The organism is Posidoniimonas corsicana (assembly GCF_007859765.1).
GTDB classification, from domain to species: domain Bacteria; phylum Planctomycetota; class Planctomycetia; order Pirellulales; family Lacipirellulaceae; genus Posidoniimonas; species Posidoniimonas corsicana.
In genome coordinates, this window is sequence record NZ_SIHJ01000001.1 from 561,730 (window position 1) to 586,640 (window position 24,911).

Annotated in this window: 19 protein-coding genes; 15 read left to right on the forward strand and 4 right to left on the reverse strand. The window is 66.8% G+C overall.

The annotated features are described in order from the left end of the window. Positions 1-15: 15 nt before the first annotated feature. On the reverse strand, positions 16-1,089 hold the full coding sequence (locus KOR34_RS02110) for a DUF1559 domain-containing protein (protein WP_197531068.1): 1,074 nt from the start codon (positions 1,087-1,089) through the stop codon (positions 16-18). A gap of 475 nt (positions 1,090-1,564) precedes the next feature. On the opposite strand from KOR34_RS02110, the gene KOR34_RS02115 reads away from it, so the two are divergent. The 4 genes from KOR34_RS02115 (at position 1,565) to lipA (ending at position 5,703) form a co-directional block, all read left to right on the forward strand. Continuing rightward, positions 1,565-3,253, forward strand: coding sequence for a SulP family inorganic anion transporter (locus tag KOR34_RS02115; protein ID WP_197531069.1), 1,689 nt, complete (start codon positions 1,565-1,567; stop codon positions 3,251-3,253). An 81-nt stretch (positions 3,254-3,334) separates the two neighbouring features. Then, entirely contained in the window at positions 3,335-3,601 is a 267-nt protein-coding gene (locus tag KOR34_RS02120) for a GlsB/YeaQ/YmgE family stress response membrane protein (RefSeq protein WP_146561781.1), read from the forward strand. Positions 3,602-3,757: 156 nt separating this feature from the next. Beyond that, positions 3,758-4,699: a cysteine synthase A gene (cysK, locus tag KOR34_RS02125; RefSeq protein ID WP_146561783.1), complete on the forward strand. Its 942-nt coding sequence runs from the start codon at positions 3,758-3,760 to the stop codon at positions 4,697-4,699. An 83-nt stretch (positions 4,700-4,782) separates the two neighbouring features. Further along, positions 4,783-5,703, forward strand: coding sequence for a lipoyl synthase (gene lipA / locus KOR34_RS02130; protein WP_197531070.1), 921 nt, complete (start codon positions 4,783-4,785; stop codon positions 5,701-5,703). A gap of 84 nt (positions 5,704-5,787) precedes the next feature. On the opposite strand, the gene KOR34_RS02135 is transcribed toward lipA, so the two are convergent. Together KOR34_RS02135 and KOR34_RS02140 are read right to left on the reverse strand one after the other, a co-directional pair. Continuing rightward, entirely contained in the window at positions 5,788-7,593 is a 1,806-nt protein-coding gene (locus tag KOR34_RS02135) for a Gfo/Idh/MocA family protein (RefSeq protein WP_146561787.1), read from the reverse strand. Positions 7,594-7,668: 75 nt separating this feature from the next. After that, positions 7,669-8,763, reverse strand: a complete 1,095-nt coding sequence (locus KOR34_RS02140) for a DoxX family protein (protein WP_146561789.1) — start codon at positions 8,761-8,763, stop codon at positions 7,669-7,671. 355 nt (positions 8,764-9,118) lie between these two features. Here KOR34_RS02140 and KOR34_RS02145 point away from each other — a divergent pair, with 355 nt between their 5' ends. From KOR34_RS02145 to dusB, 8 genes are all read left to right on the forward strand, one after another. Further along, positions 9,119-10,108 carry a D-2-hydroxyacid dehydrogenase gene (locus KOR34_RS02145; RefSeq protein WP_146561791.1) on the forward strand — a complete coding sequence of 330 codons (990 nt, stop codon included), beginning with the start codon at positions 9,119-9,121 and terminating at the stop codon, positions 10,106-10,108. A gap of 171 nt (positions 10,109-10,279) precedes the next feature. After that, positions 10,280-11,383, forward strand: a complete 1,104-nt coding sequence (locus KOR34_RS02150) for a serine/threonine-protein kinase (protein ID WP_146561792.1) — start codon at positions 10,280-10,282, stop codon at positions 11,381-11,383. Positions 11,384-11,508: 125 nt separating this feature from the next. Further along, positions 11,509-12,648: a hypothetical protein gene (locus KOR34_RS02155; protein WP_146561794.1), complete on the forward strand. Its 1,140-nt coding sequence runs from the start codon at positions 11,509-11,511 to the stop codon at positions 12,646-12,648. A 486-nt stretch (positions 12,649-13,134) separates the two neighbouring features. Then, positions 13,135-13,500 carry a helix-turn-helix transcriptional regulator gene (locus tag KOR34_RS02160; RefSeq protein ID WP_146561796.1) on the forward strand — a complete coding sequence of 122 codons (366 nt, stop codon included), beginning with the start codon at positions 13,135-13,137 and terminating at the stop codon, positions 13,498-13,500. Then, the gene (locus KOR34_RS02165) at positions 13,497-15,626 is read left to right on the forward strand and encodes a peptidase domain-containing ABC transporter (protein ID WP_146561798.1); all 2,130 of its coding nucleotides are present in this window, start codon (positions 13,497-13,499) and stop codon (positions 15,624-15,626) included. Before KOR34_RS02160 ends, KOR34_RS02165 begins: the two co-directional genes overlap by 4 nt. 2 nt (positions 15,627-15,628) lie before the next feature. Beyond that, positions 15,629-17,092 carry an HlyD family secretion protein gene (locus tag KOR34_RS02170; RefSeq protein WP_146561800.1) on the forward strand — a complete coding sequence of 488 codons (1,464 nt, stop codon included), beginning with the start codon at positions 15,629-15,631 and terminating at the stop codon, positions 17,090-17,092. A 143-nt stretch (positions 17,093-17,235) separates the two neighbouring features. Continuing rightward, positions 17,236-18,843 carry a TolC family protein gene (locus KOR34_RS02175; protein WP_146561802.1) on the forward strand — a complete coding sequence of 536 codons (1,608 nt, stop codon included), beginning with the start codon at positions 17,236-17,238 and terminating at the stop codon, positions 18,841-18,843. Positions 18,844-18,870: 27 nt separating this feature from the next. Then, positions 18,871-19,908, forward strand: a complete 1,038-nt coding sequence (dusB, locus tag KOR34_RS02180; protein WP_146561805.1) for a tRNA dihydrouridine synthase DusB — start codon at positions 18,871-18,873, stop codon at positions 19,906-19,908. A 1-nt stretch (position 19,909) separates the two neighbouring features. On the opposite strand, the gene KOR34_RS02185 is transcribed toward dusB, so the two are convergent. Next, complete coding sequence (locus tag KOR34_RS02185; RefSeq protein ID WP_146561807.1) at positions 19,910-21,559, reverse strand: alanine/glycine:cation symporter family protein; 1,650 nt, start codon at positions 21,557-21,559, stop codon at positions 19,910-19,912. A 267-nt stretch (positions 21,560-21,826) separates the two neighbouring features. On the opposite strand from KOR34_RS02185, the gene KOR34_RS02190 reads away from it, so the two are divergent. The 3 genes from KOR34_RS02190 (at position 21,827) to sufB (ending at position 24,889) form a co-directional block, all read left to right on the forward strand. Continuing rightward, positions 21,827-22,501, forward strand: a complete 675-nt coding sequence (locus KOR34_RS02190; RefSeq protein WP_146561808.1) for a helix-turn-helix transcriptional regulator — start codon at positions 21,827-21,829, stop codon at positions 22,499-22,501. Between the two features lie 78 nt (positions 22,502-22,579). Next, positions 22,580-23,398: a Fe-S cluster assembly ATPase SufC gene (gene sufC / locus KOR34_RS02195; RefSeq protein WP_146561810.1), complete on the forward strand. Its 819-nt coding sequence runs from the start codon at positions 22,580-22,582 to the stop codon at positions 23,396-23,398. Positions 23,399-23,467: 69 nt separating this feature from the next. Beyond that, positions 23,468-24,889: a Fe-S cluster assembly protein SufB gene (sufB, locus tag KOR34_RS02200; protein WP_146561812.1), complete on the forward strand. Its 1,422-nt coding sequence runs from the start codon at positions 23,468-23,470 to the stop codon at positions 24,887-24,889. The last annotated feature ends 22 nt before the right edge of the window (positions 24,890-24,911 follow it).

The following is a 24,911-nucleotide window of genomic DNA, read 5'->3' on the forward strand; positions in this document are numbered from 1 at the left end:
GGGCAGGTAGGAGCGCTAGTTGTCGACGACCGTCTCGTCGCCGTTGCGGGACCCGTGCGCCAGGTAGACCGCGACGTCAATGTTCTCCGGAACGAAGTGCACGCTGCCGTCGCCGAAGCAGAAGTTCGCTCCGCCCACGTGCCGGCTGGCGAATGGCAGGTCGTTCACGGTGATGGTCCGCGGCGTGCTGTCCGCCACGGCGGGGCGGTCGCCGGCGTTGTTGTCGTGCGCCTTGTAGCAGCCGGTCAGCGGGTCGTGGTTGAGCAGGGCGGTATCGTTGATGTTCTTGCAGGCGAAGAACGCGGCCGACGGCTGCGGCCCGTCCGGGACGAACGGGTCGTCGCTGGTGCTGCGGCGGGGCTTCGGTGGAATGGTCGGCGGGTTCCAGTAGGCGCCGATCATCCACGCGCGGATCTGGTAGGTCCGCTCGCCGATCATGTAGGTCTTGCTGAGGCCGTCGGTGGCCTTCCGCAACGCGATCGGCCAGTCCATGACCAGCAGGCCATCGAAGTTGTTGGGGCCGAGCAGTCCGCTCACGCTGGCGGCCACGCAGTAGGTGTCGTTCTCGCGCGTCGACGGGCAGTACCCGGTGCGGCTGTAGAAAGAACCGGTCACGCCGGCGTAGCTCATGCCCTTACGGGCGGCGTTGCCGAACTTCTCCTGCTGGTTCTTGAGGTCGGGGTCCGACGGGCAGAGGTACATCGGCAGCAGCAGCTGGTTGAGGTCGTCCATGTTGCTGCCGTACGCGTCGGGGTCCTCTGAGTTGGTGTAGCGCTCGATCGCCTGGCGGCTGACGCTCGCCTCCTCCACATACGGCAGGATGTGAACCATCCATCCGAAGCCGCTTCCCTGCTGAACCTGGGTGTTGATGCTGCCCGGCGGAAGCGTGCCGATGGCCGACTCATAGTTGAGGCAGGCGAGCCCGATGTTCTTCAGGTTGTTGGTGCAGCTCATGCGTCGCGCGGCCTCGCGGGCGGACTGCACCGCGGGAAGAAGCAGTGCGATCAGCACGCCGATAATCGCGATGACTACCAGCAGCTCGACCAGGGTGAAGCCGCGCTGGCGGCGATTGGGTGTTGCGTATTGCATTCGGTCGCACCTCATTTGCGGAAGTCGATCGGCGGGGGGCGTCAATCCGTTCCAGACGCCCAGCCCCACGAATCGCGTGCATGCTCTCCTCTATGGTGCAGTCTAGGCATCATTTACGTGCGCTCCTACGCGATTGTGCGCACGCGTATCGCGCAGATACGCACAGCTGGATTTAGCGTTTCTGCGCACGCGGAAGACACGGTATGCGCGTGCCATACCAGCCGATGCGTCGCGGCGCCGCTCGATTCCGGCTTCCCGCGTGCTCGCTGGCAGGCTAAGCTGTGCCCTCCCGAGCGATGAGAGTCCCCGCCTTAGCCTCCCACCTCCAGCGACAGCCCGCCGCCGCCTGGCACGGGTTGTCGCACCACACGGCCGGTTTCGACCGCTGAAACCGCGCCCCGATGACCAGCATTCTTGTGCGCCCGTGATCGGTGTGGAGAGTGCTCGCCAACCGCAAACTTGCTGTAAGAGACGAATGCTGTTCGACCTGCTGATCAAACGCGAAATCAATCTCAAGAACGAACTGCTGAGCGGTTTGACGGTCGCGCTGGCGCTGGTGCCCGAGGCGATTGCCTTCGCGTTTGTGGCCGGGGTAGACCCGTCGGTCGGCCTGTGGGCCGCTGTTGTGGTCGGATTCGTTACGTCGGCCTTCGGCGGGCGGCCCGGGATGATCTCCGGCGCTACCGGCGCGATGGCAGTGGTGATGACCGCGTTCGTCGTGCTGCACGGCCTCGAGTACCTGTTCGCTGCGGTGATCGCCTGCGGCGTGATCCAGATGTTGTGCGGCGTGCTGCGGTTCGGCAAGTTTGTCAGGCTGCTGCCGCACTCCGTGATGCTCGGGTTTGTCAACGGGTTGGCGATCGTGATCGGCATGTCGCAGTTCGGCCAGCTGAAGCACAACCACCGCGTCGTGTTCGACGAGCACGAGCGGGCGTTCGCGGTCGCCGGCGAGTGGCTCAGCGGCGGGCAGATGGCGATCACCCTCTCGCTGATCGCGTTGACGATGGCCATCATCTACCTGCTCCCCAAGCTGACCCGCGCCGTGCCCGGCACGCTTGCCGCGATCGTGGCGACCACCCTGCTGGTGCAGCTGACGCCCATCGAGTCGGTCACGGTCAACGACTCGGTGCGCGAGATGAACGCGGTGGCCCAGGAGAAGACCGAGAAGGCCCGCCTGTTCGAGCAAGAGAAGCCGCAGCTGCTGGTCTCGCAGGTAGACGAACGTGGCCGGGAGATCGCCGCCAGCCAGATTGAGGTGACCCAGTCGGCGCCAAGCCGCCAGGCGGGTCGGTTTGCGATCCCCAGCATCCCCCTCAATCTTGAGAGCCTGGGTATCGTTTTGGGGCTGGGCGTGACGCTCGCGGCGATCGGACTGATCGAGTCGCTGATGACGCTGACGCTGATCGACGAGCTCACCGAAACCCGCGGCGCGCCCAACCGGGAGTGCATGGCGCAGGGGGCCGCGAACATCTTCGCCGGTCTGATCGGGGGGATGGGCGGCTGCGCCATGATTGGCCAGTCGATGATCAACATCCGCTCGGGCGGGCGCCACCGGCTGTCGGGGATCACCGCGGCGCTGGCGCTTCTGGCTTTCATCGTGTTCCCGCCGCTGTGGAACTGCATCGGATTGATCCCCGTAGCGGCGCTGGTGGGCGTGATGTTCGTGGTGGTGATCGGCACCTTCGAGTGGACATCACTCCGCCTGTGGAACCGCATCCCTGCAAGCGACTTCCTGGTGATCGTGGCGGTCTCTGCGATCACCGTCGTTTCAGACCTGGCGGTCGCGGTGGCGTCGGGCGTAGTGATCTCGGCGCTGGTGTTCGCGTGGCGGAAGTCGCACCACATCGACGCCGAAGTATCCGTGGAGAACGGCGTCAAGCGGTACGAGCTGACGGGCCCGCTCTTCTTCGGCGCCGTGACCTCGTTCCGTGAGCTGTTCACCCCGGCTGACGACCCGGACGAGGTGACGATCGAGTTCCAGCACACGAAGGTCTACGACCACTCGGCGCTCGAGGCGATCAGCGGCGTCTGCCAGAAGTACCGTAACCTGGGCAAGTCGGTGACGCTCTGCCACCTCTCGGACGAGTGTCAGACGCTGCTCCGCAAGGCGGACCCCGAGCTGGCGCCCTCGATTGCCGAGCCCGACTGCCGGCTCGCCGTGTAGGCGACCCACGATCGTTGGAGCGGTCGGCCGCGCGGGGGTAGAATGAGGGAGCCCTCTCTCACCTCCCCAGGAGCGACCGCCATGGACCTCTTCGGAGTGATCTCGTGGATCCTGTTCGGGCTTGCCGTCGGAGCAATCGCGCGGCTGCTGATGCCGGGCCGCCAACGTCTGGGTTGGCTGATGACCATAACGCTCGGCGTGGTCGGCTCGTTCGTGGGCGGGGCGTTGTCGACGCTGCTGTTCGCGAGCAGCGACTCGTTCGTCCGCCCGAGCGGCTGGATCATGTCGATCCTGGGCGCCGTGGTTGTGCTGCTGGCCTACCTGCGGACGACGGTCGCTGAGGACTAGCCACCTGCGGGGCCGCGGTCTGTCCGTCGGTCGCCCAACCGCCGCCACCAGGGCGGCCTCGTCGGCGGTCGTTCTGGGTTGCCAGCACGGCTAAAAAGCCGATAATCGCTGGCTACCCGCGTCACGGACTCATCGACTCAAAAGGGACTTTCTGACATGCCACGCAATCGCACGTACGACAACGCCGCCACCTGCATCGGCGACACGCCGATGATCAAGATCAACCGGCTGGTCCCGGAGGGGCACGCCACGGTGTTCGCGAAGTGCGAGTTCTTCCAGCCGCTCAACAGCGTCAAGGACCGGATCGGCGCCGCGATGATCGAGGCCGGCGAGCGTGACGGCAAGATCAACGCCGACACCCACATCATCGAGCCAACCAGCGGCAACACCGGCATCGCGTTGGCGTTTGTCTGCGCCGCCAAGGGCTACAAGCTGACCCTAACGATGCCCGAGTCGATGTCCCTGGAACGCCGGGCGCTATTGCGGGCGATGGGTGCCGAGCTGGTGCTTACCCCGGCGGCCGACGGCATGAAGGGCGCGATCGGCAAGGCGGCCGAGCTGGCCGAGTCGGGCGAGAACACCTTCCTGCCGCAGCAATTCGAGAACCCGGCCAACCCCGCCATCCACGAGGCCACCACCGGGCCGGAGATCTGGGAAGACAGCGGGCACAACATCGACGCCATCGTGGCCGGCGTGGGCACCGGCGGCACCATTACCGGCGCCAGCCGCTACTTGAAGGGGCAGAACCCGGCGTTCAAGGCGATCGCCGTCGAACCGGCGGACTCGCCCGTGATCGGCGGCGGCTCTCCCGGACCGCACAAGATCCAGGGCATTGGCGCCGGCTTCATCCCGGGCAACCTCGACACGTCGCTGGTGGACGAGGTCGTGACCGTTACCAACGAGGAGGCCTTCCTCTGGGCCCGCCGGTTGGCCAAGGAGGAGGGCATCATGGCCGGCATCTCTAGCGGCGCCAACATGTGCGTGGCGGCCAAGGTAGCGGCCCGCCCGGACATGGCCGGCAAGCGGATTGTCACGATCATGTGCAGCCTGGGCGAGCGGTACCTGTCGACGCCGCTGTTCGAGGGGCTGACCGGCTGAGCCACCTGTAGCTTCAGCATGAACCACTCTCTCGGGGGACGCGCGGATTGCCGCGCGTCCCCCGCTGTTTTACGATAAGGGGCGTGACGAACCTCCCCTCCGCCAAGCCCACCCGCCCGCGTCTCCCCGAGTGGCTCCGCCGCCAGCCCCCCAGCGGTGGCGGCCTGCCGGTGTTCAACAAGACGCTCAACGTGGTGCAGACCAACGAGCTGCACACCGTCTGCGAGGAGGCCCGCTGCCCGAATATCCACGAGTGCTGGGCCAGCGGCGACGCCACCTTTATGGTGGCCGGCAAGGAGTGCACCCGCGGCTGCCGGTTCTGCTCGGTGCAGACGCTCAAGGCGCCCGCCGCTCCCGAGGCGGACGAGCCGCACAAGCTGGCCGACGCCGTCGAGCGGATGCGGCTGGCGCACGTAGTCATCACGGTGGTTAACCGCGACGACCTGCCCGACGGCGGCGCCGACCACTACCGCCGCTGCGTCCAGGCGGTGCACGAGCGTTGCCCCCACACCACGATTGAGCTCCTCGGCAGCGACCTGGCCGGCGACCTGGCGGCCCTCGAGCACCTGCTAACCGATTCCCCGTTGTCCGTGTTCGCGCACAACGTGGAGTGCGTCGAGCGGCTCGACGGCGCCATCCGGGACCCCCGGGCATCGTTCGGGCAGAGCCTGGCGGTGCTCGCCCACGCCAAGCAGCTCCGCCCCGACATGGTGACCAAGAGCAGCCTGATGGTCGGCCTCGGCGAGACCGACGACGAGATCCTGCAGGCAATGCGGCGGCTACGCGAAGCCCAAGTCGACCTCGTGACTCTCGGCCAGTACCTGGCGCCCGGCCGCCCCGGCGAGCGTTTCGTGCCGGTCGACCGCTACGTGCCGCCGACCACCTTCGACGCCTGGGCCGACGCCGCCCGCGAGATGGGCTTCAAGGGCGTCGCCTCCGGTCCGCTGGTCCGCAGCTCGTACAAGGCAGGCGAGTTGCTGCGGGCGGCAGCTATCGCTGATTGACGCCACGCGGCGCGCGAAAGCCCCGCACCAGGCAAGCCGCCCGGCGCGGGGCTCAATCTATTGTCGCGTTGCTACAGGTCCCGCTTAGGTGACCGACACCTTGATGTCGTCAGCCTTCTTGGGCGCCGGGCCCTCGGGGACCGCGTCGCTGTTCGGGTCGAACCACTCGGGGTCGAAATCGATGCGGGTCTTCTCGCGGATCGCCTGGTTGCTGACCAGCGCGATAACGGCGTCGGCCAGCGCGACCTTCGGGTTGCAGTGCAGCGTCGAGGCGGGCTCGCCGTTGCGGATGCACCAGGCCCAGTGCTCGATCTCCTCCGTGTAGCCGCGGCTGACGTCGGCCGAAGCGAGCTGCCCCACCGACTGCGCCACCGCTGCGCCGCCGGTCTCGTAGCTGTCGGTCAGGGCGTTTTCCTTGTTGACGCTGACCTTGGTGGACGTGCCTCGGGTGCCGAACAGCAGGGTCTCCTGCTCACGCTCGAGGATCAGGGTCCCCTCGGTCCCCAGCACGACCTCGCCGTACCCGCCGTAGCCATTTCCGTTGATGGACGAGTAGGTCACGACGACCTTCTTGTTCTCGTCGGCCACCTGCTCGGTTTTCGGGTCGTTGTCTTCGAAGTAGCCGCGACCGGGGTACTCGTAGGTGCAGTAGACGTGATCGTCGACGTCGCGGTTCGGCGGGAAGATATGCCGGCCGCCCACCGCGGTGACCGTCAGCGGTCGGACCTTGGTCTTGCCGTCGAACTGCGAGCTGATGAAGATGCCCGACGCGTCCAATTGGTGGCTGCCCAGCTCGGCCATCAGGCCGCCGCCGGTGCGGTCCCACAACCGCCAGCGGATCATCTCCTCGATCGGCGAGCAGACGTACTCGCCCTCCGGAACCTGGTACTCGCGGTAGCCGTAGTTGGTCGCGTCGAGGCCGTAGTCGTCCATCTGGGCCTCCTTCTGGGCGACCTTCCGTTCCCAGGCCAGGATATCCGACTCCTTGGCTTTGCTATCGTTTTTCAGCTTGGAAAGCTGCGCTTGCCACTTCACTAACTCACGGAGCATGTGGTACTCGTCGCGCCACGCCTGCAGGCCAGCGGCGCCGCCGTTGGCTTTCGCCTTCCGTTCTGCCGCCGAGATCTGGCTCGGGGTCAGCATCTCGGTGGGCAGGTCGGGCCGCCAGCTGTCGTTGCCGGGCAGGTTGCCGCGGTGCCACTGGGCGCGGATGTGGTGGATGTCGCCAATCACGCCGCGGCGGATGGTGTCGACCGCGTTGGCGTACAGGATGCTGTAGTGACGCTGGTGGCCGGTCGCCAACAGCTTGTTTTCTTTCTCTGCGACGCGGGCCATCTCCTTGCACTGCCGCACGCTGTGGGCCATCAGCTTCTCGGTCAGTACGTGCTTGCCGGACCGCATCGCGTCGATGGCGACCACGTCGTGCAAGAAGAGCGGCGTGGCGATGATGACCGCCTCGATGTCGTCGCGCTCGAGCAGCTCCTTGTAGTCGGCGTAGACGTCGACGTTCTTCTTGGCCTCGTCCTCCGACTTCCAGCCGTAGACCGCCATCAGGCCCTTGCGCGCCTTGGCGGCCGAGGGGCTGTACTGGTCGCCGTGGAAGGCCCGGTGCTGGCTGTAGGGGCGGGGGTCGGCGATCGCCTTGACCTCGATGTACTCGGGGTTCAGCGCGCCGATCAGCACGTTGCCCTCGTCGCCGGTGCCGATCACGCCGACCCGGAGCCGGTCGCCGCCGATGGTCTCCTTGTACCCGAAGTAGTATGCGCCGGCCGCGGCGCCGGTCACCAACCCGGCGCCTCCCAGGTCCTTGAAGAAGTCGCGCCGGGTCGTGCCGATGACTCGGTCGTAGTTGTCCTTGCCGATCTTCCGCTCTTCGTCGGTCAGATGCATCGTTTCGTCTCCAAGGGGGCCAGGAGAACGGCCGGGGGGCCGCCTGGGTGAGTTGTATACGGAGTTATAGGCGTGCTAGGTCGTTTTTGTTTCGCATTTCTCGCCGCAGCAGCAGGCCCCGATCAGGCCGTCGATGCCGAGCCAGCGGCCAGCGCCGACCGCGGCCAACAGCAGCAGCCCGGTGACTTCGAACAGCTGGTAGTAGAAGAACTGCGTGTTGGCGCCGTAGACCCACGGCGGCTGCGTCGCGATCACCGAGCACAGGAACCCGGCCGCCACCACCGCCGCGACGCGGGTGAACAGGCCGACGAACAGCAACGCGCCCGACCCAACCACCACCCAGGTGACGATCGTGTTCACCTGGTCGAGCTCGGTCGTGGGGTGCAGCGCCGCGACCACTTTCTCGGGCTCGGCACCCTCGGGCGCCAGCTCCAGCAAGTCCTCGTGCAGCCGCTTCTCGATCGCGCCAACCTCGGCGATCCACGGCAGCGGGGTCGCGGCCGCCGACCGCTGCTGATCGGCAATGCGGTCGTCCATGTAGGGGAGGCTGCCCCCCTCGTTGTGGACCTCGTGCTTCAGCTCCTCCAGCCGCCACAACTCGTGCTGGTACTCTTCGACTTCCTGCTCGATCGACTCGAGGTACTGGCCCAGCTTGATCTTGGCCCGGAGGTAGGCCCGCTCGGCGAGGTGCTGCCCCTGATCGTCGAGCTTCGCCCGGCTGGCGAACTCTTCGAGCTGGCCCTCCCAGTCGGCCACGATCTGCCGCGCCCAATCGCCGTAGGACCCGTGCGGCGGGAACTGCGTGTCAACTAGCTCCAGCTCATCAGGCTCGCCTTCGCCGCTCTTGGCGATCTCTTTGTTCTTCGCCTCGATCGGCTTGTTCCGGTTGCGGACCTCGGCCAGGTACTTCGAGTACTCGCCCTGCCACTTGTTGATCTCCGCCTCCTCCTCTTCGGCGAGGCTGTCCCACTTGTGCGGGCGGTTTAGCAACTCGTAGGCGCGGTGCGGGCCAGGCGCGAAGGAGTTGAAGTAGTCCCCCATGGGCCCGGTGGCGCCGCGGAGGAATCCCTCGGTCTTCTTGATCTGGTCCGGCTCAAACTTCTTCATCCCTTCGGAGAAGAAGTGGTAGCCGGCTGCCAGCCGCATCAACACGATACAGAGGACGGTCAATCCGCCCAATTGAGCCTTAGTGGTGCCCAACCGAAACACTCCCTATTTGTGGCGCCCCAGACGAAGGAGGGGATCGCGCTAGCCGACCGCTGGTTCCTGGGCGCTGGCAAGAGGACCGCCTGTCCGAGCTTGACCGTGGCAGAGTGGTAGACTCGTACGCGCCCTGAACCGGACTACTGTCGCTAGGCGAGCTTAGTCGAGGCAGGTAGGATCTTCGACCGTCGAAACAACCGCCCACCGCGGCTGCTCGCGTCAAGCCCGGATTGTAGCCCAAAGTGCGAAATAAAACCACACTATCCCGCAAGCGGACCCTAGCGGTCGCCCGCCTGGGAACCGACCAGAGGCAGCGCCAATCGTGAGAATCGTCCTGTGTTACCCCGTCGAGCAGCGCCACATCGAGCGGATTCAGGCCGCCGCCCCGGAACTCGAAGTGGTGGACGCCGGCCAGGAGCGAATCGCCGAGCTGCTCCCTACGGCCGACATCTACTGCGGGCACGCCAAGGTCCCCGTGCCGTGGCCAGAAACAGTTTCCGCAGGCCGCCTGCAATGGATCCAATCGTCGGCGGCCGGCATGGACCACTGCCTGACGCCGGAGGTCATTGCTTCGAGCATCACGGTCTCTAGCGCTTCGGGCGTGTTGGCAGACCAGGTCGCCGACCACACGCTGGCGCTGCTGCTCGGCCTGCTCCGGTCGATCCCACAGTTTGTCGAAGCCCAGAAGAAACGCGAGTTCATCAGGCTGCCCACCCGCGACCTGTGCGGGTCGACCGTTGGCATTGTGGGTTTCGGCGCGAACGGGCGGCGGCTGGCGGACGTGCTTGCCCCGTTCAAGACGCGAATCATCGCGACCGACTACTACCCACGCGACAAGCCGAAGACGGTCGACACACTGATGCCACACGACGCGCTGCACCAGCTGCTGCCGCAGTGCGACGTCGTGATCCTCACGGCCCCGCTCAACGACCAGACCCGCGGCATGATTGCAGCTGAGCAGCTCGGCCTGATGAAGCCGGGCGCCGTGCTGGTGAATGTCGCCCGGGGGCCGTTGGTGGTCGAATCGGATCTGGTCGACGCGCTGGAGTCGGGCCACCTGGGGGGCGCCGCGGTTGACGTCACCGAGATCGAACCGTTGCCGGTGGAGAGCCGGCTGTGGGACGCGCCCAGCACGCTGATCACGCCCCACGTGGGGGGGCAGAAGGCGTCTCGCATCGACGACATGACCGATCTGCTCTGCCTGAACCTCCAGCGGTTTGCCGACGGGAAGTCGCCGCTCAACCTCGTCGACAAGCGGCTCGGGTTCCCGACCCCGGAGGACTCGCTCCGCGGATACCTGAAAGGCCGCTGAGGTTACGCCCCGATATTGCGTAAACTTAGGTAGACGCTGCACTTTTGGGCGACATAGAATTAGAGGAGACTTGAGAACGGATCGAAGGGAAGCGAGCAGCGACAACGGAGTTTGCCCCTCAGGCGGGGCCCTGTACGGATACACCACGACCCGGCTGAAAGACCTTCCCTCATGAGCACTACGATCCTGCAGCAGACTCGCACGATCTCCTTCCAAGGAGATCAGAAGGGCAACCGCTGCCCGAACGAGCTCTACGCCCGGTACGACGAGCTCATCCAGCAAGAGAAGCTGAGCTGGACCGAGCACCTCTGGATGAAGCGGATCCTCGGCTCGGGCGGGCAAGGGGTCGTCTATTTGTCGGAGCAGCGCGGCTCCGACCAGTTCACCCTGCCGGTGGCGCTCAAGTTCTTCTCGCCCGAACGCTACATGGACGAGCGGGCCTACGTGGACGCGATGCGCCAGATGGCGGCAATCAACAGCCGCGTCGCCCAGATCCAGCACGACAACCTGCTGGACGTGCAGAACTTCATCGAACGCAACCGCATCCGCATCCTGCAGATGGAGTGGATCGACGGCTACGACCTCGACATCCTGCTCACCGCGGGCATGCTGGAGCGCGCCCGCGAGCGGGTCAGCAACCGCCGCTGGGAGTACATCAATAACGTGATCGTCACCGCGGGCCCGGTGCGCCCGCGGCTCAAGCCCGGCATGGCCGTGGCGATCATCCGCGAGTGCCTTGCGGGGCTTGCCGCGCTGCACCGCGAAGAGATCGTGCACGGCGATATGAAGCCGTCCAACATCATGGTCAAGCGCACCGGCAACGCGAAGATCATCGATATCGGCTCGGCGGTCGACCTCAAGAACATGCCGCCGGACCGCACCTGCACGCCGCAGTACGCCGCTCCGGAAGTGCTGGAGCGGCAGGAGCAGTCCCCCCGTTCCGACCTGTGCAGCCTGGGCTATGTGCTGATCGAGATCCTCGCCGGGCAGCCGCTGTTCGCCGGCATCAACGACTTCGCCAAGCTGCTGGAGGCCAAGCGCGCGCTGCCCCAGCGGCTCAAGAAAATCCTCCCCGCCGAAGTCCGCCACAGCGACCTCCTCATGACGATCTGCCGGCGGCTCACCGCGCCGGACCCCACGCTCCGCTATGTCAGCGCCGAGGACGCCGACACCGGCCTGGACGGCCTGGCCGAATTCCAGCGCACCCTCGTCCGCGGCGACCTGGCGAGCGAGTACGAGAACGAGCTCCGCGTCTGGCTCGAAGAACTCGACTGATCCGTTGGCTCGGCGGCCGCGTTGCTAGCACGGCCGCGAGGATTGATCTTGACGCTAGTGCCAGCACTTGGCAGGTTGTCGGCGGTGTTACGGATCACCCCGACCCTGCGCAAGGACCCGCGCACATGCGACTCGCAGCCACCTGCCTGTTAGGAATCTCCATCTGCCAGGTGGCGTCTGCGCAGGTCGACAGCCGCTACGGCGCGTCGACCCCACCACTCGCGCTGGGGCAGGGCGCCGCCCCCGTTCCGCCCGCGGCCACCGGCGGCCTGCCCGCCAGTCCGCCCCCGGCCGGCATCGCCCCGCTCGGCGGGAGCCAGCCGTTCGGCGGCGGCGCCGCCGCCCCGCTCGCTACGCCGCCGGCCGCCACTCCCCCGGCCTCACCATCCGTCCAGCCAACCCGCCCCGCGCAGCAGGAGCCCTTCGCCCCCCCGGCCGCGGCCCGCAGCAATGTCTCTTCCCGCGCCTACCGCGCTGACGAGCTGATGAAGGGGATGATGCGTGGCCCCACGAATGCCCCGCTGTCCGGCACGCCGGTGCGGCTGGAGCAGGTCATCGCCACCGCTTCCGATCGCTCCGAGCAGACCCGGCGGATCTACGCCTACTGGGACCTCTGCTCGGCCGTGGCCGACTACTACCTCGGCCTCGCCGAGTCGCTGGAACTGAACAACCAGAACCAGGCCCTGGGCGGGCGGAACGAGGAGATCCGCCAGGCCGTGGCGATCTGGCAGTCGCGCGTCCGCACGTCGCAGCTCGCGGCGGTCGTGGCCCAACGCAGGCTGGCCGCGATGATGGGCGCCGCAACGCTGCCGCTGCCCGGTGATCTGCCTCTGTGCGACGAGTACGAGACCGTCTACGACCAGGCGTTCGCCGGCCGCAGCTCTGCGGAGGCGCGCGACCTCAACCAGCTCATCCCGCTCCGGCACGCCGAGCTCGTGGCGGCCGCGGCGAACGTCACCCGCGCCCAGACCTTCCTGCAATCGATCAGCAACCGCAGCCCTAACGGCGACGCCGTCTTCGAGGCGCTCCAGCTGCTGGCCTTCAACCGCCGCGCGTTCGTGCAGATCGCCAAGGACTACAACCGCCAGATCACCCGCTACACCGAGCTCGCCACCCCCGGCGACATCGGCGCCAACCGGCTGGTCGCCATGCTGGTAGACCGCCCGCGGGCGAGCAGCCCTTCGGCGACCGCCTCCAACCCCACCGGCGGCTCCCGCATGCCGCCCACCCGCCCCCAGACGTTCCAGGGCGGGCTGACTCGGTAGGCCCCGCGGCCGAGAGTTTTGTCCGTTCTGGCGCTATCGATCCTTAGGGACAAAAGTCGGGGTTCAATTCCGGCCTCGGAATGCGTTTCACGCTGAAATAGCAGCTTCGAACGCCAACCGCGTGCCGCTGGCAGCCTTGAGTTTTGTCCACCCCTACACGCTGATAGGGACAAAACTACCTGCGGTTCGCGATCAAAGCCCACCCCAGACGGCCCTGAATCACCCCCATGCGGGTGGTGTCCTCGGAACTCTGCAGAGGGCTGGTCGGTACCCAAATTGGATCACAGCAAGTGGCCGGTTTCGACAGAATCCTCGAGAAATCACGAGGATTCACCGCCTCCGCAGGCGCCGGCCGACTGGTTGAAATCCTGCGAATGCAATTTGAGGAATCTATTTTAGCGAATCGCAATTGGCGAAATGCAGTTCGTGTCTTAGAGTTCCCTTGGAAGCCCATCTGATAGCTTTACGTTTCGAGGGAACCGACCTGTGCCCCGCCTGCAATCCGCTCAACAGTCCGCGCAGAAGAACGCGTCTTCGGCGCCCTGGACCTTCCTGACGAACCACACGCACGTGCTTGTCGTGCTGTACTGCGAACCGGACCTCGTCCTCCGCGAGGTCGCGGCCCGGATTGGGATCACGGAGCGGGCCGTGCAGCGGATTGTGCACGAGCTCGAGGAGGAAGGGTTCCTGGAGCACGAGCGCCTTGGACGCCGGAATCGCTACACGGTCACCTCGGGCAAGCACTTGCGTCACCCGGTTGAGTCGCACTCCACTATCGAGGAACTGCTAGAGGTGCTCGCCTACCAACCGGACGATGGCGCCAACGCTGCGAAGCCGCGGGGGAACCAATGAAACGCGCCCCGTCCCAATCCGTTTCCACCCTCGCCGGCGTGCTGGTGCGGCTGAGCCGCGAGTGCGGCGCGCCGGTGGAGCACCTCCGCGCCGAGCAGCTGCTCCGCGAGACCCAAGAGGCATGGCCCGGCGACGAGGCGCACCGCTGGTCGGAGTGGCTGGCCGAGGCCTGCCAGAGCCTCAACCTGCGGGCGAGGGAGGCCGCGCTCAGTATCGACGAGGCGCGGCGCCTGGCCGATGACGGCGCGGCTGTCGCAGGCCTGTGGAGAGAAGGCGAGGGCCCGATTGTGCTGCTAGCGGGTGATCTTGTCGCCGAAGGCGAGATCGACGCCCAGTCCAAGGCCAAGGCCAAGACCCTGGCCGAAGCCGCCGACGCGTCCCCTGATCCGCGGCGGTGGCTGATTGTCGAGCACGCCGAAACCGTCGACGCGGCGCACAACCCGCGGTTCGCCCACCGGCCGGTTGCCCGGCTCGCGGAGCTGCTGCGGCCCGAGTGGGACGACATCTGGATCATCCTCGCATTCGCGTTCGTCGCGGGCCTCCTCAGCCTGTCGACGCCGATCGCGGTCGAGGCGCTCGTTAATACGGTCGCGTTCGGCCGGCTGCTGCAGCCGGTCGTGGTGCTGGCGACCCTGCTGTTCGGGTTCCTCGCGTTCGCCGGCGTGATGCAGGCGATGCAGACGTACGTTGCGGAGGTGATCCAGCGTCGGCTATTCGCCCGCATCGCGGCCGACCTGGCTTACCGCCTCCCATCGATCGACAAGTCAAAGCTCGGGGGCGCCTACGCACCGGAGCTCACCAACCGGTTCCTCGATGTGGTCACGCTGCAGAAGGTGGTGGCGCAGCTGCTGCTGGACGGCGTGAACCTGGTGCTGGCGACCCTGGTCGGCATGACCGTGCTCGCGTTCTACCACCCCTGGCTGCTCGGGTTCGACGTGATCCTGATGGGCCTAGTCGTTGGCGGGCTGGTGACCCTGGGCCGCGGCGCGGTCAGGACCGGCATCGACGAGTCCAAGTACAAGTACCGCTTGACCGCCTGGTTCGAGGACCTGACCCGCTGCGGCACCGCGTTCAAACCGGCCGGTGGGGCCGAATTCGCCGCCGACCGGGCGAGCCTCCTCACCACGAACTACCTGGAACGCCGGCAGTCGCACTTCAGCGTGCTGTTCCGCCAGATCATTTTCGTGCTGGGGTTGCAGGCGGTCGCCGGCACCATCCTGCTCGGCGCCGGCGGCTGGCTGGTCATCCAGGGTCAGCTTTCGCTGGGCCAGCTCGTCGCGGCCGAGCTCATCGTCTCGACGATCCTGGGGTCGCTCGCCAAGACCGGCAAGCACCTCGAGGGTTTCTACGACCTGGTTGCGGCGGTCGACAAGCTGGGCGTGCTGTTCGACCTGCCGCTCGAGCGGCACGACGGGCTGCTTCAATTCCAAACCCCCGAGGAAGGGCTGCGCATCTCACTGCGAGACATCCGCGTGCCGGGCGCCCGTGGGCTGCTAGGACGGGGACTGTCACTGGAGGTGTCCGCCGGCGACCGTGTGGCGGTTGTGGGCCCGGCCGGGTCTGGCAAATCCACCCTGTGCGGCATGATGTACGGGTCGGTCGATCCTCCTGCGGGGCGTCTCACGATTGCCGGCGTCGCGCCGACGGACCTGCGGCCCGACGTGCTTCGCGACGCGATCGCGCTGGCCGCTGAACCAGAGGTGTTCGAAGGGACCATCGCCGACAACGTCCACCTGAGGCGGCGGCGTGTCGGCACCAACAAGTGCCGGGACGCGCTCGAAGCGGTCGGCCTGCTCGACGACTGCCTCAGCCTTGAGCAGGGAATCGACACCCCGCTCACGCCCGCCGCGGCGCCCCTGAGCGGCAGCCAGCAGCGGCTGCTGATGATCGCTCGCGCCGTGGCGGCAGACCCGAAGCTGCTGCTGGTCGACGGGACCCTCGACGGCCTCCCCGACGAGCAGCTCGAGTCCGCGCTCGAGGCGCTGCTGGACGCCGACCGTACCTGGACGCTGGTCGTGACCACCGGACGACGCGATCTCGCGGAGCGGATCGGATCGGTGCTCGCGTTGACCGAGGCACAGGTTCCCGCCGGGCTGGCGGGCGCCACGAGAGAGACTGGAGAATAGCAATGCAGAACAGCGGAGCTTCCACCACCGGCGACCACACGAGGCCCAGGGCATTGGCTCGGGCGGCCTACGACGCCAGCCAGTTCCCCGCGCTCAGGCTGGCCAGGGTGACCGGCTTTGTCCGGCGGCTCGGCAAGTGGTTGATGGTGGTCCTGGTCCTGACAACCCTGACGATGCTCCTAGCGCCATGGCAGCAATCGGTCCGTGGCGAGGGCTCAGTCATCGCGTTCGACCCGTTCGAGCGTCAGCAGTCGATCCAGGCGCCCATCAAGGGCCGGATTGCCGAGCGTGGCGAGGGCGTCCGCGAGAACGCCTACGTCACCAAAGGGCAGCTGCTGTTCCGCATCGAGGACCAGGACCCGCTCTTCTTGAGCCGACTGGAGCAGCAGGTGACCAACGCCGAAGCAGAGCTGAAGGTGGCCCAGGGGCGCCTGGAGCGGGCCCGCGAGCTCCGCGACAACAACCTCCGCATCGTCGCAGTAACCAGCGAAGAGCTCACCGCGATGCAGACCGCCAGGGACGAGCTGGTGGCGGCCTACGACCGGTTTGTCGACCAGGCCTCCGCCAAGCTGGCCGCGCAGCAGAGCAAGGTCACCGCGGCCGAGGCCAAACGCTGGCAGGCCGAGGCGGACTACGAGCGGAAGCAGTCGCTCTTTAACGACGGCATCGAGTCCCAGCTCAAGGCCCAGGAGACCGAGCAGAAGTACCGCGACGCCAAGGCCGGCGTGCAGATCGCCCTGCAGGAAGTCGAGAACGCCCGCAGCGGCGTCGAGGGAAAACGCCGCGAGCGGGAGTCGAAGCGTCAGGAGTGGCAGGCCAAGATCAACAAGGTGATGTCGCAGCTCGAGAAAGCGCGGGCGGACGTCGCGAAAGCGGATATTGACATCAACAAGATCGAAGAAGAAATCAACCAGAAGAACTCGAAGCTGCTCGACCAGCAGAGCAAGCTGGCCGTCCAACAAACGCAGGAGGTCAGGGCGCCACGCGACGGCTTCATCATGGACCTTGCGGTGTTCGACTCGTCGTCGATCGTTAAGCCCGGCGACCAGCTCTGCCGCATCGTGCCCGACACCGAAACCCCGGCCGTGCAGGCGTGGGTCTCGGGCAATGACCAGCCGCTCGTTTCGGCGGGCCGCCACGTGCGGCTGCAGTTTGAGGGTTGGCCGGCGGTTCAGTTCTCGGGCTGGCCGAGCGTGGCGGTCGGCACCTTCGGCGGCGAGGTGGCGTTTGTCGACCCGGCTGACAACGGGCTGGGCAAGTTCCGGATCGTCGTCGTGCCGGACCCCGACGACCAGCCCTGGCCCGAGCACCCGTACCTGCGGCAGGGCGTCCGAGCCAACGCCTGGGTGCTGCTCGATCAAGTGCCGCTCGGGTACGAGGTGTGGCGGCGGATGAACGGATTCCCGCAGGCGCTCGGCTCCCAGCAGGACGCCAAGTCGCCCAAGCCACCCAAGATCAAGATCTAGCCAACCCGCAGGGTTTAACAGCCGCTGGTAAGCTCTGCGGCCTGGTATGGCCCGCCTGCAACGGTTGGACGCGTAACGCCGATTGTGCCTGTAAGTCCGGGGCGTTGTGTCCGGTCGCCCCTTGTAGGTCTGCAGGTGTCGCCATGCGTTGGTTGGAATGGGTGCTTGCCTGCTCAGTGAGCATGGCCGCGGTTGCGCCCGGCTGCCGCACGGCGCGTCCCGCCACGTCCGCGGCCGTTCCCACCCCGATCCCCGACGTGCAACCGGCCGCCTACCAGGCGCCTGCCCCGTCCGTCCCCGGCGAGGACGCTGCTGAAGAGGAGGAGACGCTCCGGCTACCGCCGCTCGACGCTGGTGAGCCGGAAGAGGTGCCGCTGCCTGTCTCCGCGCCATCGGTGGAGCAGCTAGCGGCTTCGGTGCGGCTCCACTTCCCGCTTGTGCAGCAGGCGGTCGCGGCGCGGGTGATCGCGTCGGGCGAGGCGCTGGCCGCCGCCGGCGCGTTCGACCGCAAGCTGGAAGGCGCCAGCATCTCGCAGCCGCTCGACTTCTACGAGAACTACCGGCACGAGATCGGCGTGAAGCGTGACACCTACTGGGGCGGCGAGACCTTCGCCGGCTACCGTGTCGGCCGCGGCGACTTTGAGCCGTGGTACCAGGAGCGGCAGACCAACGAGGGGGGCGAGTTCAAGCTCGGGTTCCTCGCGCCGCTGGCGCGCGACCGCGGCATCGACGAGAACCGCGCCGAGCTGTGGCGGGCCCAGCTCGAACGGGGCAGGGTAGAACCGGAGATCCGGGCGATGATCATCGGCTCGGTGCGTGACGCCACCGCCGTGTACTGGCAGTGGGTCGCCTCCGCCGCCGCGTACAGGATTGCCGGAGAGGTGCTGCAGCTAGGGCTCGACCGGGCCGACTACCTGGAGCGGCAGGTAGACGAGGGCGAAAAGGCCCAGATCGACATCGTCGACAACAGGCGGATCATCGTGTCGCGGCAGGCCAAGCTGACCGACGCGCGCCGCAAGCTGGAGCAGTCCGCGGTGAAGCTGTCGCTGTTCCTCCGCGACGACACCGGCCGCCCCGTGGTCCTTCCGCTCGCGCTGGCCAACGTCACGTTCCCCGACGCGCTAGCGCCCGAGGCGTGGGGCGAGCAGGCCGACGTCCCGCTCGCCCAGGCCAACCGGCCCGAGCTCGAGGAGCTGCAGCTGGCCAGGCGTCAGCTGGCGGTGCTGCTGCGGCAGGCCAACAACGAGACCCGGCCGCGGGTCGACGCCGGGCTGCTCGCCGCGCAGGACGTCGGCGCCCCGACCAGCGCCAAGCGGGACAAGTCAGAACTCAAGCTCGAGGCCTCGGTGCTGCTGTCGGTCCCGCTTGAGCGTCGCAAGGCGCTGGGCAAGGCGCGGCAGCTCCGCGGCAAGATCGCCCAGCTCCGCGCGAAGACGCGGTTCGCTTCCGACAAGATCGCCGCCGAGACCCAAGCCGCCCATGTCGGCCTGACGGCCGCCGCCGAACGCGCAGCGCAAACCACCGAAGGGGTCGCCCTCGCCGAGCGGATGCAGGCCGCCGAGGAGCGGCTGTACCGCGAGGGCCAGAGCACACTGTTCAATCTCAACCTGCGTGAGCAGCAACTGGCCGAGGCCGCCATCGCCCGCGTCGAGGCGTTGTACGACTACCACGTTGCGCTAGCCGACTACGCGGCGGCGCTCGGGTTCGAGTCGGCCGCGTCGCTCGAGCCGCTCGCCAGGTCCGGTTTCTGAGCGGGCCACGGCTGCTACAATCGGGGGATGCCCGCCGCCCCGCCTATCGCGCCGCCCTTCCATATCGGCGACCTCCTGGTCGACCCACCGGTGCTGCAGGCGCCGATGGCGGGGTTCACCAACTACGCCTTCCGGCAGATCGTCCGCGAGTTCGGCGGCGCCGGGCTGCTGGCCACCGAGATGGTCAACGCCAAGGGCTTCGTCTGGCTGGACGAGCAGGAGGCCACCCACCCGGACCGGCTGTGGGGCGTGGCGGAAGAACCGTGCCCGCTGGCGGTCCAGATCTGGGACAACGACCCCGAGATCATGGCCCGCGTGGGCAAGCGGCTGGTGGAAGAGTACCGCGTGAGCGTGGTCGACATCAACTTCGGCTGCCCGGTGCGGCAGGTCACCGAGAAGGCGCACAGCGGCTCGTACCTGCTGCGCGAGCCCGAGCGGATGGGGCGGATCATCGAGCATGTCGTGAAGGCCTGCGCGCCGACGCCGGTCACCGCCAAGACGCGGCTCGGCTGCACCCGCGACAAGATCGTCACCAAGGAGGTCGCCCAGATTGTGGAAGACGCCGGCGCCGCCGCGCTGACGCTCCACGGCCGCACCGCGGCGGACATGTTCCGCGGCTCGGCCGACTGGGACCTGATCTCCCAGGTGAAGCCCTTCCTGAAGAAGATCCCGCTGATCGGCAACGGCGACCTCGACTCGGCCGAGAAGGTCGTGCAGGCGTTCCAGCGTTACGACGTCGACGGCGTGATGATCGCCCGCGCGAGCCTCAACAAGCCGTGGCTGTTCGCCCAGGCGCAGGCGGCGCTACGCGGCGAGCCGATCCCCCCCGACCCCACGCTCGAGGAAGAGCGGGCGTTGATGGTCCACCACTTCGAGCTGGTGAAGGAGCGGTTCGGCGAGCAAAAGGGCGCCGTGCTGATGCGGAAGTACGCCTGCTGCTACGCCCAGGGCCGCCGCGGCGCGCGGGAGTTCCGCAAGCACGTCGCGACGATCGAAACCGCCGACGAGTTCTACGCGGTGGTGCGGGACTACTTCCCGAGCGAGCAGCCGGCGGCCGCCGGCTAGCCTACGCCGCGCTCTGCCCGAAGTCGCCGTGCTTGTACTTGGCCCAGTACTCGTTCAGCGACCGCTTCACCTTTCCGCTCATCAGGTACAAGCCGATCATGTTCGGGATGGCCATCGAGAGGATCATCAGGTCGCTGAAGGTGAGTACGTTCTTCGCGTCGATCACGGCGCCGAAGAACACCGCGACGAGGAACACCAGCCGGTACGGCATCGACGCCTTGGGCCCCAACAGGTACGTGGCACACCGTTCGCCGTAGTACGACCAGGAAATCATCGTCGAGTACGCGAACAGGATCACCGCGATCGCCAGAACATAGGGGAACCACTCAACGGCCGACCCGAAAGCCAGGCTGGTGATGGTGGCGCCCTCCTCGGCCTTGACGATCTCGGCGTTGGCCGGGTCGATCGCCACACCGCTCACCACGATCACCAGCCCAGTGATCGTGCAGATCACGACCGTGTCGATAAACGGCTCCAGCAACGCGACAATGCCTTCGCGGACGGGGTAGTTGGTGCGGGCCGCCGAGTGCGCGATGGCGGCGGAGCCGACGCCCGCCTCGTTGGAGAAGGCCGCCCGCTTGATGCCGAGCATCGCGGCCCCGATGGCGCCGCCGTAGATGCTATCCTTCGCCCAGGCCTGCTGGAAGATTTCTCCGAACGCCGCGCCGATCTGATCGGCGTTCATGCCGAGGATCACCAGCGCGGTCGTGACGTAGACCGCGCACATCAGCGGCACAATCTTCTCCGCTGTCGCGGCGATGCGGCGGATGCCGCCGATGATCACGATGCCCACCAGGGCCGCCATCACCAGGCCGTAGACCCAGCGGAGGTCGTCGAGCGTTTCCGGCGCGACGCCGAACATGCCGGTCACCGCTTCGTTGACCGCCAGCCGAGACTGCGAGACCTGGAACGCGCAGCCGCCGCCGAATGAGGCGCCGATGCACAGCACGGCGAACAGCACCGCGAGAAACGCCCCGAGGGGTCCCAGCCCCATCTCACGGAGCCCGGCCGACAGGTAACGCATTGGGCCGCCGGAAACGTGCCCGTCGGGATCGACCCGCCGGTACATCTGGCCGAGCGAGCACTCGGTGAACTTGCTGGTCATGCCGAACAGGCCGCACATGACCATCCAGAAGATGGCGCCCGGCCCGCCGATACCTACCGCTACCGCCACGCTGCCAATGTTCCCGAGCCCGACCGTAGCGGACAACGCGCTGGAGAGAGCCTGGAAGTGAGACACCTCGCCGTCGTGGTCGTCGTCGTCGTAGTCACCCTTGGTGACCCGGATGGCGTGCCAGAAGGCGCGGAAGTTGATAAAGCCCATGCGGAATGTCAGGAACACGGCGCCCACCGCCAGCCACACCACGACCGCCGGAACGCCGGCCTCGATCCCGAAGTAGGGACCGAGGTTGTAGAACAACACGGCCACCATCGGGGCGACGACAATCCGCCCGAACCAGTCGTCCACCTCCTCCATCCAGTCCTCGGCCGCCTCTTCAGCCTCGCCCGCCGCCTCCTCAACCGCCTCCAGGGCGTCGGAGTCGTCGCCCCCGTCCTGACCGTAGGCTGCTGTCGGCAGTCCGATCGCCGCCGCTGCTAGCAGCAGGCTCAGGAGGATCTTGCTTATGTCAGAGGTGGGGACAAACGGCATCGCGTGGTCCTTGGGGTGCTGGGGGGCTTGCGGTCGTAGGTCGGCAACGCTGCCAGCAGGGACGCTTCCTCGTACGGATGGCGAATCGGTGCGTTACACCGATTGGGTGCCCCGGAAGCTTGCATGTGCCTGCTAGGGCCCAATTCTGCTGACATGCAACGATAAAGCAAGACCAATTAAAGGGTTACGTCGCAGAGGGCGTGATTCTGGCAATTTTAGAAACATCCGGTTGCCAAAAATGCCTAAACCGATACGATTGAGGCAACCATGGCCGCTATCGCCCCAGACACCACCGACCGCGACCTGCTCGATCACCTGCGACGCGTCAAATCCGCGAGCATTGGCGACCTGGAGCAGTTTCTTGGGGTTACCCGCACCGCAGTCCGGCAGCGCCTCTCCCGCTTGATGGACAAAGGCGTCGTTGACCGGGTGGTCGAGAAGCAGCCACGCGGTCGCCCCAGCTACCGCTACTCGCTCAGCCCCCAAGGCGAGCAGCTCACCGGCGACAACTTCAGCGACCTCGTCGAGGTTCTGTGGGAAGAGATCCGCCGGATTGAGGACATCGAAGTCCGCCGCGGCCTGCTGAAGCGGCTCGCAAACCGCTTGGCCGAAGGCTACGCAGAGCAGCTCGGCAACGGCGCCCTGGCCGAGAAGATGAGGGCGCTCAGCGAGCTGATGGACCAGAAGGAGGTCCCCTTCGAGGTCGACGAGTCGGGCGGGCTGCCCGTGCTCACCGCGTTGGCCTGCCCGTACCCGGGTCTGGCCGAGCACGACCGCAGCGTCTGCGCGATGGAACGCCTGATGATCTCCGAAGCGCTCGGCGAAACCGTCCGGCTTGCCGAATGCCGGCTGGACGGCGGCTCCTGCTGTTCGTTCGAGCCCACCAAGGCGGACGCCAAGCACGCCGACGCCCCCGCCAACTCGCTGCCCGCCCAAACCTAGCCGGCCGGCGGCCCACGTAAGCCGGCCTGGCCGGCAGCTACCGCACACCCCCAACCAAGCTTCAGTTACCGAAAAGCAATGACCGAATCGCTAGTAATCAAGGACCTGCACGTCAGCGTCGAGGGCAAGCCGATCCTCAACGGCGTCAACCTCACCATCAACCGCGGCGAGACCCACGCCCTGATGGGGCCCAACGGCAGCGGCAAGAGCACGCTGGGCAACGCCATCATGGGCCACCCGTCGTACGAGGTGACCGGCGGCTCGATCGAGATCAACGGCGAGGACGTCCTCGACATGGACGCCAGCGAGCGTGCCCGCGCGGGCATCTTCATGGCGTTCCAGCGTCCGATGGCGATCCCCGGCGTCAAGCTGGCCGACTTCCTCCGCCACGCCGCGACCAACGTCCGCAACCCAGGCCGCAAGGAGGGCGAGGACCTGATCCCGATGCGTGAGTTCCGCAAGGAGCTGAAGGAGAAGATGGGCCAGCTGCGGATGGACACGGAGTTCGCCCGCCGCTACGTGAACGACGGCTTCTCCGGCGGCGAGATGAAGCGGGCCGAGATCCTGCAGCTCGCCATGCTGCGGCCGAAGTTCGCCATCCTCGACGAGACCGACTCCGGCCTGGACGTCGACGCGGTGAAGCTGGCCAGCCAGTCGATCGCGGAGATCGGCGGGGCGGAGATGGGCATCCTCATCATCACCCACCACGACAAGCTGCTGGAGCAGAACACCCCCAACTTCACCCACGTGATGCTGGGCGGCCGCATCGTCGAGACCGGCGGCGAGGAGCTGGCCCGCGAGCTGTACACCGACGGCTACGACCGCATCCGCGCCGACCACCCGGTCGAGGCGAAGGTCGAGGCCGAGATGCAGGATGAAGAAGCGGCCGCCGTCTAGCACGCCGACCCGCCCGTACACCAACCTAAGTGACTCTGGCGCGGATCCGCGCCGCATAAGGTGATCGAAATGGCTACCGAAACCCTCCCGTTCAAGGAAGCGCCGAAGGACACCGTCGGCGAGATCAACAAGTACGACTTCGTCACCCAGACGACCGGCGTGTTCAAGGCCCGCAAGGGACTGAACCGCGAGGTGGTAGAGCAGATCTCCGAGATGAAGGGCGAGCCGGACTGGATGCGCGAGTTCCGGCTCCGCTCGCTGGAGATCTTCGAGTCGAAGCCGATGCCCGAGTGGGGCGGCGACATCAACATCAAGTTCGATGACGTCTACTACTACCTCAAGCCGACCGAGGGCCAGGGCAAGACCTGGGAGGACGTCCCCCAGGAGATCAAGGACACCTTCGACAAGCTGGGCATCCCCGAGGCCGAGCGGAAGTTCCTGGCCGGCGTGAAAGCCCAGTTCGAGAGCGAGGTGGTGTACGGTTCGCTGCACGAGGACCTCGCCAAGAAGGGCGTGATCTTCACCGACACCGACACCGCCGTGAAGGAGCACCCCGAGCTGCTCCGCGAGTACTTCGGCAAGATCATCCCACCGGAGGACAACAAGTTCGCCGCGCTCAACTCGGCGGTCTGGTCGGGCGGCTCGTTCATCTACGTGCCGCCGGGCGTGAAGATCGACTTCCCGCTGCAGGCCTACTTCCGCATCAACGCGGAGAGCATGGGCCAGTTCGAGCGGACGCTGATCATCGTCGACGAGGGCGCCGAGATCCACTACGTGGAGGGCTGCACCGCGCCGATGTACTCGACCGAGAGCCTGCACTCGGCCGTGGTGGAGATCATCGTCAAGAAGAACGGCCGCTGCCGCTACACCACCATCCAGAACTGGGCCAACAACATCTACAACCTGGTGACCAAGCGGGCCATGGCCTACCAGGACGCCCTGATGGAGTGGATCGACGGCAACCTGGGCAGCCAGCTCACCATGAAGTACCCGGCCGTGTACATGATGGAGCCGGGCGCGAGGGGCGAGATCCTCTCGATCGCGTTCGCGTCGAAGGGCCAGCACCAGGACGCCGGCGCCAAGCTGGTGCACTGCGCCCCGGACACGTCGGGCCGCATCATCAGCAAGAGCATCAGCAAGAACGGCGGCCGCAGCAGCTACCGCGGCCTGTGCAAGGTGGAGGACGGCGCCACCAACGCCAAGAGCAACGTGGTGTGCGACGCGCTGATCCTCGACCCCCAGAGCCGCAGCGACACCTACCCCTACATCGAGGTCGAGGAGCAGCAGGTCCAGATCGAGCACGAGGCCAGCGTCTCGCGGATCGGCGAGGAGCAGCTGTTCTACCTCATGAGCCGCGGCCTGACCGAGGCCGAGGCCAGCAGCATGATTGTCAGCGGGTTCATCGAGCCGCTGATCAAGGAGCTGCCCATGGAATACGCCGTGGAGATGAACCGCCTGATCGAGCTGCAGATGGAAGGCAGCGTCGGCTAAGCCGGATCTCAACCACACACAC

Coding starts and splice junctions, on each gene's coding strand:
- cysK (WP_146561783.1), top strand. CDS start 3,758: ATGCCACGCAATCGCACGTACGACAACGCCGCCACCTGCATCGGCGAC.
- KOR34_RS02155 (WP_146561794.1), top strand. CDS start 11,509: ATGCGACTCGCAGCCACCTGCCTGTTAGGAATCTCCATCTGCCAGGTG.
- KOR34_RS02120 (WP_146561781.1), top strand. CDS start 3,335: ATGGACCTCTTCGGAGTGATCTCGTGGATCCTGTTCGGGCTTGCCGTC.
- sufB (WP_146561812.1), top strand. CDS start 23,468: ATGGCTACCGAAACCCTCCCGTTCAAGGAAGCGCCGAAGGACACCGTC.
- dusB (WP_146561805.1), top strand. CDS start 18,871: ATGCCCGCCGCCCCGCCTATCGCGCCGCCCTTCCATATCGGCGACCTC.
- KOR34_RS02135 (WP_146561787.1), bottom strand. CDS start 7,593: ATGCATCTGACCGACGAAGAGCGGAAGATCGGCAAGGACAACTACGAC.
- KOR34_RS02190 (WP_146561808.1), top strand. CDS start 21,827: ATGGCCGCTATCGCCCCAGACACCACCGACCGCGACCTGCTCGATCAC.
- sufC (WP_146561810.1), top strand. CDS start 22,580: ATGACCGAATCGCTAGTAATCAAGGACCTGCACGTCAGCGTCGAGGGC.
- KOR34_RS02165 (WP_146561798.1), top strand. CDS start 13,497: ATGAAACGCGCCCCGTCCCAATCCGTTTCCACCCTCGCCGGCGTGCTG.
- KOR34_RS02185 (WP_146561807.1), bottom strand. CDS start 21,559: ATGCCGTTTGTCCCCACCTCTGACATAAGCAAGATCCTCCTGAGCCTG.
- KOR34_RS02170 (WP_146561800.1), top strand. CDS start 15,629: ATGCAGAACAGCGGAGCTTCCACCACCGGCGACCACACGAGGCCCAGG.
- KOR34_RS02150 (WP_146561792.1), top strand. CDS start 10,280: ATGAGCACTACGATCCTGCAGCAGACTCGCACGATCTCCTTCCAAGGA.
- KOR34_RS02110 (WP_197531068.1), bottom strand. CDS start 1,089: ATGCAATACGCAACACCCAATCGCCGCCAGCGCGGCTTCACCCTGGTC.
- KOR34_RS02175 (WP_146561802.1), top strand. CDS start 17,236: ATGCGTTGGTTGGAATGGGTGCTTGCCTGCTCAGTGAGCATGGCCGCG.
- KOR34_RS02115 (WP_197531069.1), top strand. CDS start 1,565: ATGCTGTTCGACCTGCTGATCAAACGCGAAATCAATCTCAAGAACGAA.